General features: G+C 48.4%; 14 protein-coding genes and 1 pseudogene. 12 read left to right on the top strand and 3 right to left on the bottom strand.

The genetic code is table 11. From position 1 onward, the window contains the following. Positions 1 to 465: 465 nt before the first annotated feature. The 10 genes and pseudogenes from ychF to VSQ62_RS25085 form a co-directional block, all read left to right on the top strand. Positions 466 to 1566, top strand: a complete 1101-nt coding sequence (ychF, locus tag VSQ62_RS25130) for a redox-regulated ATPase YchF (protein WP_334637509.1) — start codon at positions 466 to 468, stop codon at positions 1564 to 1566. A 17-nt stretch (positions 1567 to 1583) separates the two neighbouring features. Next, positions 1584 to 2441 carry a prolipoprotein diacylglyceryl transferase gene (gene lgt / locus VSQ62_RS25125; protein ID WP_334637508.1) on the top strand — a complete coding sequence of 286 codons (858 nt, stop codon included), beginning with the start codon at positions 1584 to 1586 and terminating at the stop codon, positions 2439 to 2441. Between the two features lie 322 nt (positions 2442 to 2763). After that, positions 2764 to 3453 (top strand): N-acetylmannosamine-6-phosphate 2-epimerase, encoded by a 690-nt coding sequence (locus VSQ62_RS25120; protein WP_334637506.1) that lies wholly within the window; start codon positions 2764 to 2766, stop codon positions 3451 to 3453. A 36-nt stretch (positions 3454 to 3489) separates the two neighbouring features. Next, positions 3490 to 4410, top strand: coding sequence for a dihydrodipicolinate synthase family protein (locus VSQ62_RS25115; RefSeq protein ID WP_334637504.1), 921 nt, complete (start codon positions 3490 to 3492; stop codon positions 4408 to 4410). Between the two features lie 11 nt (positions 4411 to 4421). Beyond that, the gene (locus tag VSQ62_RS25110) at positions 4422 to 5927 is read left to right on the top strand and encodes a sodium:solute symporter family protein (RefSeq protein ID WP_334637503.1); all 1506 of its coding nucleotides are present in this window, start codon (positions 4422 to 4424) and stop codon (positions 5925 to 5927) included. 13 nt (positions 5928 to 5940) lie between these two features. After that, entirely contained in the window at positions 5941 to 6390 is a 450-nt protein-coding gene (locus VSQ62_RS25105; RefSeq protein WP_334637501.1) for a NanQ anomerase/TabA/YiaL family protein, read from the top strand. A gap of 50 nt (positions 6391 to 6440) precedes the next feature. Next, positions 6441 to 7334 (top strand): ROK family protein, encoded by an 894-nt coding sequence (locus VSQ62_RS25100; protein ID WP_334637500.1) that lies wholly within the window; start codon positions 6441 to 6443, stop codon positions 7332 to 7334. A 6-nt stretch (positions 7335 to 7340) separates the two neighbouring features. Further along, the gene (locus VSQ62_RS25095; protein ID WP_334637498.1) at positions 7341 to 8216 is read left to right on the top strand and encodes a MurR/RpiR family transcriptional regulator; all 876 of its coding nucleotides are present in this window, start codon (positions 7341 to 7343) and stop codon (positions 8214 to 8216) included. A 20-nt stretch (positions 8217 to 8236) separates the two neighbouring features. Further along, positions 8237 to 9382, top strand: a complete 1146-nt coding sequence (gene nagA / locus VSQ62_RS25090) for an N-acetylglucosamine-6-phosphate deacetylase (protein ID WP_334637497.1) — start codon at positions 8237 to 8239, stop codon at positions 9380 to 9382. A 143-nt stretch (positions 9383 to 9525) separates the two neighbouring features. After that, positions 9526 to 10173 (top strand): annotated as a pseudogene (locus VSQ62_RS25085) (DUF5714 domain-containing protein); the annotation flags it as partial. Between the two features lie 64 nt (positions 10174 to 10237). Here the strand turns inward: VSQ62_RS25085 and VSQ62_RS25080 are convergent. The 3 genes from VSQ62_RS25080 to VSQ62_RS25070 all read right to left on the bottom strand — a co-directional run bounded on the left by VSQ62_RS25080 (position 10238) and on the right by VSQ62_RS25070 (position 11068). Continuing rightward, positions 10238 to 10447 carry a zinc ribbon domain-containing protein gene (locus VSQ62_RS25080; RefSeq protein ID WP_334637494.1) on the bottom strand — a complete coding sequence of 70 codons (210 nt, stop codon included), beginning with the start codon at positions 10445 to 10447 and terminating at the stop codon, positions 10238 to 10240. Positions 10448 to 10510: 63 nt separating this feature from the next. After that, entirely contained in the window at positions 10511 to 10873 is a 363-nt protein-coding gene (locus VSQ62_RS25075) for a YccF domain-containing protein (protein ID WP_334637493.1), read from the bottom strand. Between the two features lie 45 nt (positions 10874 to 10918). Then, complete coding sequence (locus tag VSQ62_RS25070; protein ID WP_334637490.1) at positions 10919 to 11068, bottom strand: hypothetical protein; 150 nt, start codon at positions 11066 to 11068, stop codon at positions 10919 to 10921. 284 nt (positions 11069 to 11352) lie between these two features. Between VSQ62_RS25070 and VSQ62_RS25065 the strand changes: the two genes are divergently transcribed. Together VSQ62_RS25065 and VSQ62_RS25060 are read left to right on the top strand one after the other, a co-directional pair. Continuing rightward, entirely contained in the window at positions 11353 to 11826 is a 474-nt protein-coding gene (locus VSQ62_RS25065; protein ID WP_334637489.1) for a helix-turn-helix domain-containing protein, read from the top strand. Positions 11827 to 11938: 112 nt separating this feature from the next. Then, the gene (locus VSQ62_RS25060; RefSeq protein WP_334637488.1) at positions 11939 to 12241 is read left to right on the top strand and encodes a FlxA-like family protein; all 303 of its coding nucleotides are present in this window, start codon (positions 11939 to 11941) and stop codon (positions 12239 to 12241) included. Positions 12242 to 12307 lie beyond the last annotated feature (66 nt).

The raw sequence follows: 12307 nt of genomic DNA, 5'->3' as shown, positions 1-12307 counted from the left end.
ATCATTCTGCGTTATATGGCTAGTACATCATTGTATTAATTCTTGAGTAATAAGCACTTGCTATCCATGCCATCTGCACGCCTTCGAACCTAGATGTAGCCCGCTGCACCGTCGGTTCGTAGACGCACAGCTGACACGAATATCAAGCACTATTACTTCAAGATTAATGCAATGATGTACTAGGAACTTATTTTTCGGTGTACTAGCTGCCATCGTAACAGGATGATCTTTCCTGTCCAGAGACCTGATATGACTATCTATTATCCGACAGACCCCCCTTTATGAACTCGAAATGGATTGAGGTGAATTTAAAAATAGATTATTGTACGATAAGAAAAAGGAAATGATTGAAAGTATGATGAAAATGAGTTAGAATAATACGGTGGCTTAGTAATTGGTACAGTAAAAAGATGTAATTTTGTAAAATCCAGTAAGATCAATGGTTTTAGGGAGGAATTTATAAATATGAAACTAGGCATAGTAGGATTACCCAATGTCGGTAAGAGTACATTATTTAATTCATTGACGAAGGCCGGCGCAGAATCGGCGAATTACCCTTTCTGTACGATCGATCCCAATGTGGGAGTCGTAACCGTACCAGATGAGAGGCTTGACGTGCTTGGCAGGATGTATCAAACGAAGAAGATCATACCGGCGGCGATCGAATTCGTAGATATCGCAGGACTGGTTAAGGGAGCTTCGAAGGGCGAAGGACTTGGCAATCAGTTTCTTGCGAATATCCGGGAAGTGGATGCCATCGTCCATGTAGTGCGGTGTTTTGAGGACGGCAATATCGTGCACGTGGACGGGAGTATCGATCCCCTTAGAGATATAGAAACTATCAATCTTGAATTGATCTTCTCGGATCTGGAGATACTGGAGAGAAGGATCGCCAAGACTTCTAAGTCGGCTAGAAATGACAAGGCGGCGGCGAAGGAGCTTGCGCTTCTTAATAAGATCAAGGCGCATCTGGAAGAGGGCAGGCTTGCGAAGACGTTCGAAGGGGCTGAGGATGAAGAAGAGCAGGCATGGCTCACAGGATATAACCTGCTGACCTATAAGCCGGTGATCTATGCCGCGAACGTGGCGGAGGACGATCTGGCGGACGACGGCGCAGCCAACAGCGGTGTGCAGGCGGTTCGTGAATATGCGCAGGGGGAGCGGAGCGAGGTGTTCGTAGTGTGCGCGCAGATCGAGCAGGAGATCGCGGAGCTTGAGGAAGATGAGAAGAAGATGTTCCTTGAGGATCTGGGATTGTCGGAATCCGGACTCGAGAAGATGATCAAGGCAAGCTACAGACTGCTGGGGCTGATCAGTTATCTGACGGCGGGAGAGCCGGAGGTACGTGCATGGACCATTACAGAAGGTACGAAGGCGCCTCAGGCGGCAGGTAAGATCCATTCGGATTTCGAGCGGGGCTTCATCCGCGCGGAGGTGGTATCCTACGATGACCTGATGGAATGCGGGAGCCATACTGCGGCGAAGGAGAAGGGGCTGATCAGGCTGGAAGGCAAAGACTACATAGTGAAGGACGGAGACATCATGCTGTTCCGTTTTAATGTATAGGGAGGGAGAATGGGATCATGCACAGAATGATAGATTTCCCTCATATCGGGATTCATCTGAAGTCGGTAGGCGATCACATCACAATATTTGGTTTTGACATTGCATATTACGGGATCGTTATAGGGATCGGAATTCTGGCCGGGATCTTTATCGCGGCCATGGAGGCGAAGCGTACCGGGCAGAATCCGGAAGACTACTATGATCTTGCCATATATGCGGTAATATTTTCGATCATCGGGGCAAGGATCTACTATGTGATCTTCTCCTGGGATATGTATAAAAGAGATATCTTAAGTGTCTTCAATATCCGCCAGGGCGGGCTTGCGATATACGGAGGAGTGATCGCGGCGGTCATTACGGTGACAGTGTTTGCCAGGCGGAGGAATCTCTCTGCGCCGCTTCTTATGGATACGGCAGGACTGGGACTTGTGGCGGGGCAGATGATCGGCCGGTGGGGGAATTTCTTTAACAGGGAAGCCTTCGGAGAATATACGGACTGGCTTCTTGCCATGCGGCTTCCGGTAGACGCGGTCAGGGGTTCGGACATTACAGATCTGATGCGCAAGCATATGGAGACGGTGGACGACGTGTCTTTTATCCAGGTGCATCCGACGTTTCTCTATGAATCGCTGTGGTGCCTTCTGATCTTGATCCTTCTGCTGATCTACAGGAAACATAAGCAATTTGACGGAGAGATCTTTCTTCTGTATTTGGCAGGATACGGGTTTGGACGGTTCTGGATCGAAAGGCTGAGGACCGATCAGCTTCTGCTGCCGAACGGATTCCCTGTCTCGCAGCTTCTGGCAGGAATCCTTGTCGTTGGATCGGTGCTGTTTCTGCTGTATAACTGGAGAAGGTTAAGATATTTTGATTAGATATGAACAGAACAGGGCGTGTTTGAATGAATTTCAGACACGCCCTGTTTTTGTGTGCATTTTTATTCCGCATAGATTTCCTGCAAAGTGCAAATACTTTCAGAGATAGAAAGAAGTAACTTGATATTGTGCAATATTACTAAAAAATCATGCCGGATTTTAATCTGAGAACGCTCTGTTTTGAAAATATTGAAAGCACTTTCGGAACGGTTTGAATCTATATGAAAATAAAAGTCTTGCTGATATACTGAGTGGCAGACAGGAACATGCAAGGCATAAGGAACCAAAGAAAAGCGGCAGAAGAGAAGAAAGGAGTAAGAGTATGCAGGAAAATGTGGAAGATCTGGAGGGCAGGCTTGTAGTATCATGCCAGGCGCTGCCCGACGAACCGCTGCATTCTTCATTCATTATGGGAAGAATGGCGCTGGCGGCAAAAGAAGGAGGGGCCGTAGGAATACGCGCCAACACCAAAGAGGATATCCGGGAGATCCAGTCGCAGGTAGACCTGCCTGTGATCGGCATCGTCAAGAGAGATTATGAGAATTGTGAGGTCTATATCACACCGACGATGAAGGAGATCGACGAATTGATGGAGGTAAGGCCGGAGATCATTGCATTGGATGCGACGGACAGGCTGCGGCCGAATGGCCTGACTCTGGATGCGTTTGTCAGCCAGATCAGGGAGAAATATCCGGACCAGCTTCTGATGGCAGATTGCTCGACCATAGAGGAGGCGGTTCATGCGGATGAATTGGGATTCGATTTTATCGGAACAACGCTGGTCGGATATACCAGACAGAGTCAGGGAGACAAGGCAGAGGAGGATGATTTCAGGATCATAAGGGAGATTATAGCCCGGGTGAAGCATAAGGTAATCGCGGAGGGGAATATCGATACTCCAAAGAAGGCGAAGCGTGTCATTGAGCTTGGGGCATATTGCGTGGTAGTAGGTTCGGCAATCACAAGGCCCCAGTTGATCACGAGGGCATTTGCCAGAAGCCTTGAGAAGTAAGGAAAGAACTATCCAGAGAGAAAAGGAGAGGAAACTATGAGAGATCTGAATAAATACAAAGGAGTAATTCCTGCATTTTATGCGTGTTATGACGAGAAGGGGGAGATCAGTCCGGGGGGAGTACAGGCGCTGACCAGATATTTCGCAGACAAAGGGGTCAGAGGCGTCTATGTCAATGGTTCTTCTGGAGAATGCATTTACCAGAGTGTGGAAGATCGGAAGCTCATTCTGGAAAATGTAATGAAGGCGGCCGAGGGCAGGCTTACGGTGATCGCCCATGTTGCATGCAACAATACCAGAGACAGTATGGAGCTGGCCAGACATGCAGAGAGCCTTGGTGTGGATGCGATCGCCGCGATTCCGCCGATCTACTTCCGTCTGCCGGAGCATGCAATTGCAAAATACTGGAACGATATCAGTTCCGCGGCGCCGAATACAGATTTTGTGATCTATAATATCCCCCAGCTTGCAGGCGTGGCGCTGACGATGAATTTATTTGCAGAGATGAGGAAGAATCCCAGGGTGATCGGTGTGAAGAATTCCTCCATGCCGGTGCAGGATATCCAGATGTTCAAGCAGGAAGGCGGGGAGGACTACATTATCTTCAACGGACCGGACGAACAGTTTATCAGCGGCCTGGCGATCGGAGCAGAAGGCGGTATCGGAGGCACCTACGGCGCAATGCCGGAATTATTTCTGACACTGGAAGAATATGTGAAGGCAGGTGAGCTTGAGAAGGCAAGGAAGCTTCAGTACAAGGTCAATGAGATCATCTATAAGCTGTGTTCTGCCCATGGAAATATGTACGGCGTCATCAAGGCTGTACTTAAGATCAACGAAGGGCTTGAACTTGGAGGAGTGAGGGAACCGCTGACGAACCTGATTGAAAGTGATAAGGCGGTCGTCAGGGAAGCGGCGCAGATGATACGGGATACAGTAGACGGACAGAAAGTATAGGGGGATAAGATATGCAGGGATTTACAGTAATTGATCTGGTTATTTTGGTAGTATATCTGGCGGCGGTATTGTTTGCCGGTCTGCATTTTGCGAAGAAAGAGATGAAGGGAAAAGAATATTTCAAAGGTGACGGAACCGTACCGTGGTGGGTAACCTCCGTATCCATATTTGCAACCTTGTTAAGCCCCATATCGTTCCTGTCTCTCGCAGGTAATTCCTATGCCGGAACCTGGATCATGTGGTTCGCCCAGCTTGGCATGCTGCTTGCGATCCCTCTGACGATCCGGTTCTTCCTTCCGATCTACAGCAGGCTGTGTATTGATACGGCATATCATTATCTGGAACTTCGATTCGGAAGCAAAGGGCTCCGTGTGCTGGGAGCGGTGATGTTCATCATTTACCAGGTAGGGCGTATGTCGATCATCATGTATCTTCCATGTATGGTGCTCGGAAGCCTTACCGGCATCAGCGTCAATCTGCTGATCATTATCATGGGTGTGATCGCAATCATCTACTCTTATACCGGCGGTCTGAAATCCGTACTCTGGACGGACTTCATCCAGGGATCGGTGCTGCTGATCGGAGTTACCTTCTCACTGGTGTACCTTCTGGCACATATCGACGGAGGGATCGGGACTATATTTAATGTACTGGGATCAGAGCACAAATTCCTTGCCGCGGACCAGCCTGTATTCAACATCAATATCTTGAAGGACAGTGTATTCATCATGATCGTGGGTGCAGGGTTCAATACGATGGGGTCTTATGTGTCAAGCCAGGATATCGTGCAGCGTTTTACGACGACGACAGATACGAAGAGGCTGAATAAGATGATGCTTACGAACGGAGCGCTGTCTATCTTTATTGCAACCGTATTCTATCTGATCGGAACGGGCTTGTATGTATTCTATAAGCAGAATACACTTCCGCCGGCAGCGGCGCAGGATCAGATCTTCGCGTCTTATATCGCATTCGAGCTTCCGATCGGCGTCACGGGGCTGTTGCTTGCGGCGATCTACGCGGCGTCACAGTCTACCCTGTCAACCGGACTTAATTCTGTGGCGGCGAGCTGGACGCTCGATATCCAGGCCCGTCTCACGAAGAAAGAGCTGAGTTTCGAGCTACAGACAAAGATCGGGCAGTATGTTTCCCTGATCGTCGGTATCTTCTCCATTGTTGTGTCTATGGTACTAGCCAACGGCGGAGTGAAGTCGGCATATGAATGGTTTAACGGATTCATGGGCCTGGTACTTGGGATTCTGATCGGAACCTTCATTCTTGGGGCATTTACGAAATCGGCCAATACCTTTGGGGCGGCGCTGGCATTTATTGCGGCATCCATTGTCATGGTCACTATCAAATATTTTGTTCCTGCGGAGGCGGTGTCGATCTGGTCTTACTCCCTGATATCTATTGCGGTATCTCTGGCTGTGGGGCTTCCGGCAAGCATGATCTACAGGAAAGTAAAGGGAGATACGTCCGTACCGGCTCCATATACGACGATCTACAAGAATTGAGAAGGAGGAGAAGATGATATTCGGAAATATTCAGAATCTGAGAGAATACTTATGTATGGAAGACGGAATATTCGAGTGCTTCAATTATGCGAAGGAGAATAATCTGTCCGCATATGACAGGGGCTGTCATGAGATCGATGCAAAAAGGATCTTCGTAAATATCATGGAATATGAGACGGTCAAGCCGGAGGATCGTTTCTGGGAGGCGCACAGAGAATATCTGGACGTACATCTGATGCTTGAGGGGACAGAGCGGATCGATCTGAATTTCATCCAGAATATGGATGTGAAGGAATATGCAGCGAAAGACGATTTCCTGTCGATGGACGGGGAAAAGAATGCTTCCGTGATCCTTAAGCCGGGGGATTTCCTGGTCTGCTATCCAACCGACGCCCATAGGACGGCGGTTGCAGCGGATAAACAAGAGAACATCAAGAAAGCGATATTCAAAGTAAAGATATAGACAGGTAGTGACTTTTTGTTGTTGGTATCATATAATAAAGGGGTACAGATATGGAAAGATATGTAGGTATAGATATAGGCGGGACAGCGATCAAGTACGGGATATTGAATGATGCCGGAGAGTTTATCTGCCGGAGCGAGATGCGGACCGAGGCGTACAAGGGAGGAACGTCTATCCTGTCCAAGGCAGTCGGCATTGTAGACCGTTATCGAGAGACAGCGAAGATCGACGGCATCTGCATCTCTACGGCGGGTATGGTAGATACCGGGAAGGGGGAGATCTTTCACGCGGCGTCGCTGATTCCGAATTATGCGGGAACCTGTTTCAAAGAGGTGATGGAGAGCAGGTTTGAGATTCCCTGTGAGGTGGAGAATGACGTGAACTGTGCGGGGCTTGCGGAATCGGTGTCGGGAGCGTCAAAAGGGGCCGATCCGTCGCTCATGCTGACGGTCGGAACGGGTATTGGCGGCTGTATCATAGCGGATGGGAAGGTATTTCACGGTTTCAGCAATAGTGCCTGTGAGATCGGATATATGCATATAGCGGGAAGTGATTTCCAGACCTTGGGGGCGGCGAGCATTCTCTCGAGAAAGGTGGCGGAGTGGAAGAACGAGACGGCGGAGGTGTGGAACGGATATCATATATTTGAGGAGGCGAAGAAGGGGGACGAGCTCTGTATCAGGGCGATCGATGAGATGACAGATGTACTTGGACAGGGGATAGCCAATATCTGTTATGTGATCAATCCTGAGGTTGTCGTATTGGGAGGAGGTATCATGGCGCAGGAGGATTATCTTAAGGAGCGGATACAGAAGGCGGTGAAGAGGTATCTGATCCCAAGCGTAGCCTCCGTCACGAGAATCGCATTTGCAAAGCACAGGAATGATGCCGGGATGTTGGGTGCGTTTTATCATTTTAAGGCTGTTGGAAGACATAACAGGTGATCTAAGATGGAATATTATGTAAAATCTGTAGTGCCGATGATAGAATCGAATTATGATAATCTTACGATGGTGGAGAAGACGATCGCCGAGTTCTTCATACGAAATCGAAAGAAAATGGATTTTTCCGCAAAATGTATCTCGGAGCTTCTGTATGTGTCGGAGGCGTCTCTGTCCCGGTTTGCCAAGAAATGCGGCTATCGGGGGTACAGGGAATTCGTATACCAATATGAGGAGACCTTTGTCGAGAAAAAGGAATCTATGACGGGTAATACGCGAATGGTTCTGAACGCATATCAGGAGCTTCTGAACAAGACCTACAATCTGGTGGATGAAGCGCAGGTTGCCAGGATTGGAAGATATCTGAACCAGTCTAAAAGAGTCTTCGTGTGCGGCAGGGGAAGTTCCGGACTTACGGCGGAGGAGATGGAATTCCGTTTTATGAGGATCGGCGTGGATATCGACTCGATCAAAGACGTGGATCTGATGCGGATGCAGGCGGTGTTCCAGGATAAGGAGAGCCTGGTGTTCGGGATCAGTATCAGCGGAGAGAAGGAAGAGGTATTGTACCTGCTCAGGAAAGCTCACAGGAGAGGGGCGAAGACGGTGCTTCTGACAGCGAAGAACAAAGGGATCTTCGAAGAATTCTGCGACGAGATCGTGCTCCTTCCGTCGCTCCGTCATCTGAACCATGGGAATGTGATCTCCCCGCAGTTCCCGGTTCTGGTGATGATCGATATTATCTATTCCTACTTTGTGGAACAGGATAAGTTCGCCAGGGAGATCCTGCACGACAATACCCTGCGTGCACTTGAAGGAGGAGGAAGGCAAATGCGGAGCATTTCTGAAGAAGCCTTCCGACGAGATGCCGCCGAACGAAGGTGAGGCGAAAAGGAGGATGAGAGATGGTAATTAAGAATGTAAAGGTTTATACAGAGAACCAGGAATTTGTCAGCGGGGAGGTCGTCATCCGTGACGGGAGATTCGCGGAGGGCGAAGCGCCGGATGATCCAGAAGAAGTTCTTGATGGGGAAGGGTGCTATGCTATCCCGGGGCTGATCGATCTGCATTTTCATGGATGTAAGGGATATGATTTCTGTGACGGTACCAGGGAATCCATCGCAGGGATTGCAGAGTATGAGGCGTCTGTCGGAGTGACGGCTATCGCGCCGGCAACCATGACGCTTCCGGTAAATGAATTAGAGGAGATCCTGTCAGTTGCGGCAGATTATAAGAAAGAAGCTCAGAAAGCCGGAGCTTTGGGGGCGGATCTGATCGGTGTGAACATGGAGGGGCCGTTCATCAGCGAGGAGAAAAAGGGCGCGCAGGACGCACGGAACATCATTTCCTGCAATGAGGAGATCTGCAGACGCTTCCTTAAGGCGTCCGATGGGCTGGTCCGATTCGTCGGCGTGGCGCCGGAGCGCAGTGAGGATGCGGAAGAATTCATCTGCAGGATGAAGGATCAGGTTCATATCTCTCTTGCCCATACCAACGCAGATTATGATACGGCTATGAAGGCTTTCGCTGCGGGGGCGGACCATGCGGTGCATCTGTATAACGCTATGCCGGCATTCACCCACAGGAATCCAGGGGTGGTTGGCGCAGTGTCAGACAGCGCTCATGTGAACGCAGAGCTAATCTGTGACGGAGTGCATATTCACCCGTCTGTGGTGCGTGCGACCTTCAAGATGCTTGGTGCGGACCGGATCGTCCTGATCAGCGACAGCATGCGTGCTACCGGGATGCCGGATGGAAGGTATACCCTTGGCGGCCTGGATGTGGATGTCAGCGGCAACAGAGCGGTCCTTGCTTCCAATGGCGCTCTGGCAGGATCGGCGACGAACCTGATGGACTGTATGAAGACGGCAGTTCAGAAGATGGGGATTCCACTTGAGACGGCGGTTGCCTGCGCCACGATGAATCCGGCAAAGTGTCTTGGAGTATATGAGGAATATGGTTCTATTGCACCGGGTAAGAAGGGGAATATCGTGCTGCTTGATGAGGAATTGAAGGTGAAGGCAGTGGTGAAGGATGGAGTCCGTCTCTAGTACAGTATTGCATTAATTCTCTAGTATAACCCAATTTAATTACCTTACTGTTTCGGTGTACTGGCCGCATGATGACAGGAAAAGATGTTGAAGTGAAGCGGCGGGGAACTCACAAGAAAATGATACCAGGAGGTTAGAAGATTATGAGAAATGAGGGCGCATGCTTGGTGTGCGGCAAACCGATCGTATATTATGAGAAGGCTGAGAAGATGGAGTGCGTGATGTGCCATGGAGAGTTTGAGAGTCATGCAAGCTGTGAGGACGGCCATTATGTGTGCGACGACTGCCATGCGAAGCGGGGAATACAGGCGATCATGGAAGGATGCAGGACGAGCGGGGAGAAGAATCCGCTTGTCCTTATGCAGTTGTTGATGGAAGATCCCTACATATACATGCATGGACCGGAGCATCATGTAATGGTGGGAGCGGTACTGCTCACGGCGTATAAGAACTGCGGCGGGTTTGAGAACTGCGGCGGGCAGAGTGCATTTGAAGAGGCGCTTGAAGAGATGAAGGCAAGAGGAAGCGAGTATCCGGGCGGCGCCTGCGGTCTGTGGGGATGCTGCGGGGCAGCGGTCAGCACAGGTATATTCATGAGTATTGTCACGAAGGCGACGCCGCTCACAGGGAATTCCTGGAAGCTCTCCAATCAGATGACGTCGCGGGCGCTGGGCGCGCTTGCAGAGCTTGGGGGGCCAAGATGCTGTAAGAGGGATTCATTTACGGCGGTAAAAGAGGCGGTGCATTTTGTGAAAGAGAAGCTGGGTGTGGAGATGGAGCTGCCGGAGAAGATCGCGTGTGATTTCTCCAATGAGAACAGGCAATGCCTGAAGAAGCATTGCCCGTATTATACGATTACTCAATCAGAAAATCAATGATATCCCAGCCGTCGGAGTTCATACGCTTGTATAATTCCGTGTAACCGCAGCGCGTGCAGGTGACGGTGGCGAATTTCTTGTTCTGTATATCAAATACCTTGGCGAAATTCCCGCCGGTTGCCTGAAACTGATCGGTTTCGTAGTGCATATTGCCGCATTTGGGGCATACATATTGTTGTTTTTCCATAATTGTTCTCCTTTTCCTGTTATAGAGTGATGTGCGTAATAGTACATCGAAATGTACTAAGTATCAGTAACGCACGGTTGTGCCAAAGGGCATCAGAGCCAGCTTGGCGAGTTTGAATTGCTGCAGACCGAAGGGAATACCGATAATTGTAATACACAGCAGAACTCCGATCAATGCCGATTCCACGGCGAGCCAGAACCCGGAGACGATCAGCCATATAATGTTCAGCAGTAAAGAACCGGCTCCGCCGCCGTAGACGACTTCTTTGCCAAAGGGAAAGAAGCTAAGCCCGGCCATCTTAAAGCACTGCATTCCTACAGGAATACCGATGACGGTAATGCACCAGAGACATCCGGCAAGCGTCCAGCTAAGTCCGCTTATGAAGCCTCCGAAGATAAACCAAAGTAAATTTCCCAGACAACCCATATCTTTCATCCTCCTTCTTTTAGAATTTGCCAAATGGTCAATACATTAGACTTTCTCTGCCGGCAGATCAGCCAATGTATGTCTGAATATAAAAAAGACCCTTACCATGACCTCCGCCACGATAAAAGTCTTGCACATCTCATTTGATACGGATACCTCTCGGTATCGGGTGACGCTTTCAAATACACTGTTCATGTAGTGTTCGGCTACTCCCCTTTATCTGCTTGCAATAAATATACTACTATGAGAGGGGAATGTCAAGAGAGAATTCAATTCAATCCAGATTTCTGACCGGGAGAACATAAATCAGAAGTACAAAAATCCCATTGCGAAGCGATTTTAAATGGATTTTAGCATATAAAAGGGCAGATTATCTGAATTGTTACAAATTCCACCCAAATTCTCCTTAGAGGGGATAGAAGTTTGCCGAAAGACGGTATACGATAAGGGCGTGCTACAAAACAAAAGGAGGATTTTAAATGGATCAAATTATGATGGGAACTTTTTTAGCAAAGAAACGTAAGGAAAAGAATATGACACAGGCGGCGCTCGCAGAGCGTCTGGGTGTTACAAACAAGACGATCTCAAAATGGGAGACGGGGAAATGCATGCCGGATTACAGTGTGATTGAACTGCTTTGCAAAGAGTTGGAGATAACGGTGGCTGAATTGCTTGACGGAGAAGAAAAAACAGATAAGAGCGTCCGTGTTTATGACGATACCCAGATTCTTGAACTGCTTAAAAGAACCCAGAATCTTGAAAATCAAAGAACATCTTTGTACGGTATGATTCTGATCATTATCGGGCTGGCATTTCTGGCTATTCATTTTAATATCGGCGGGAGCAATATCAGAGACTTTGTATCAGGAGTCCTGTTAGGTCTGTCGATCTTCGAAATGCTGGTAGGGCTGTACATCCTCTCCAGAGGCTTAGGCCGGCAGAAGAAATACTAATAATTACATACCGCATTTCATTACAATAAAACGGCAATTCAATACATAGTTATTGAAATCCCTCAACGGCAAGTTATAATGATATCAAATTAAGAATCAGGAGGGATGGTTTATGTCAGTTTCAGGGATTGGTTTTGCAGATCATGTTCAAAGAAATGATTCTAATACGAACGTGCAGTCTATAGATCAAAAAATCCAGGATTTGAAAAAGCAGATCAAAAAAATTAAAGATAATGATAAGATACCGCCGGAAGAAAAGGAGAAAAGAATTAAGAAGCTGGAAGAGCAGATCAAGAAGCTGGAAGAGCAGAAACGTAAGATGAAGAAGAAAGAGTCCGAAGATCCGGCAAAAGAGAATGAAGCAGATAAGGACATGGATCCGGAAAAGGGTAATAATATCAATATACGGGTATAGTACAGGAAAAGCGCCTTGGAAAGAATAAAAACTTTCCAGGGTGTTTTTTGCTTATTAGGGTATTAT

The sequence above is a fragment of the Sporofaciens sp. JLR.KK001 genome (genome assembly GCF_036941055.1).
GTDB lineage: Bacteria > Bacillota > Clostridia > Lachnospirales > Lachnospiraceae > Sporofaciens.
The sequence above is the reverse complement of the archived record's forward strand: the minus strand, read 5'-3'. Positions and strand labels throughout refer to the sequence as shown.

Excerpts from the sequence above, each read along its gene's own strand:
- lgt (WP_334637508.1), top strand. The coding sequence starts at position 1,584 with ATGCACAGAATGATAGATTTCCCTCATATCGGGATTCATCTGAAGTCG.
- VSQ62_RS25115 (WP_334637504.1), top strand. The coding sequence starts at position 3,490 with ATGAGAGATCTGAATAAATACAAAGGAGTAATTCCTGCATTTTATGCG.
- VSQ62_RS25095 (WP_334637498.1), top strand. The coding sequence starts at position 7,341 with ATGGAATATTATGTAAAATCTGTAGTGCCGATGATAGAATCGAATTAT.
- VSQ62_RS25100 (WP_334637500.1), top strand. The coding sequence starts at position 6,441 with ATGGAAAGATATGTAGGTATAGATATAGGCGGGACAGCGATCAAGTAC.
- VSQ62_RS25075 (WP_334637493.1), bottom strand. The coding sequence starts at position 10,873 with ATGGGTTGTCTGGGAAATTTACTTTGGTTTATCTTCGGAGGCTTCATA.
- VSQ62_RS25110 (WP_334637503.1), top strand. The coding sequence starts at position 4,422 with ATGCAGGGATTTACAGTAATTGATCTGGTTATTTTGGTAGTATATCTG.
- VSQ62_RS25120 (WP_334637506.1), top strand. The coding sequence starts at position 2,764 with ATGCAGGAAAATGTGGAAGATCTGGAGGGCAGGCTTGTAGTATCATGC.
- VSQ62_RS25080 (WP_334637494.1), bottom strand. The coding sequence starts at position 10,447 with ATGGAAAAACAACAATATGTATGCCCCAAATGCGGCAATATGCACTAC.
- ychF (WP_334637509.1), top strand. The coding sequence starts at position 466 with ATGAAACTAGGCATAGTAGGATTACCCAATGTCGGTAAGAGTACATTA.
- nagA (WP_334637497.1), top strand. The coding sequence starts at position 8,237 with ATGGTAATTAAGAATGTAAAGGTTTATACAGAGAACCAGGAATTTGTC.
- VSQ62_RS25065 (WP_334637489.1), top strand. The coding sequence starts at position 11,353 with ATGGATCAAATTATGATGGGAACTTTTTTAGCAAAGAAACGTAAGGAA.
- VSQ62_RS25060 (WP_334637488.1), top strand. The coding sequence starts at position 11,939 with ATGTCAGTTTCAGGGATTGGTTTTGCAGATCATGTTCAAAGAAATGAT.
- VSQ62_RS25070 (WP_334637490.1), bottom strand. The coding sequence starts at position 11,068 with ATGAACAGTGTATTTGAAAGCGTCACCCGATACCGAGAGGTATCCGTA.
- VSQ62_RS25105 (WP_334637501.1), top strand. The coding sequence starts at position 5,941 with ATGATATTCGGAAATATTCAGAATCTGAGAGAATACTTATGTATGGAA.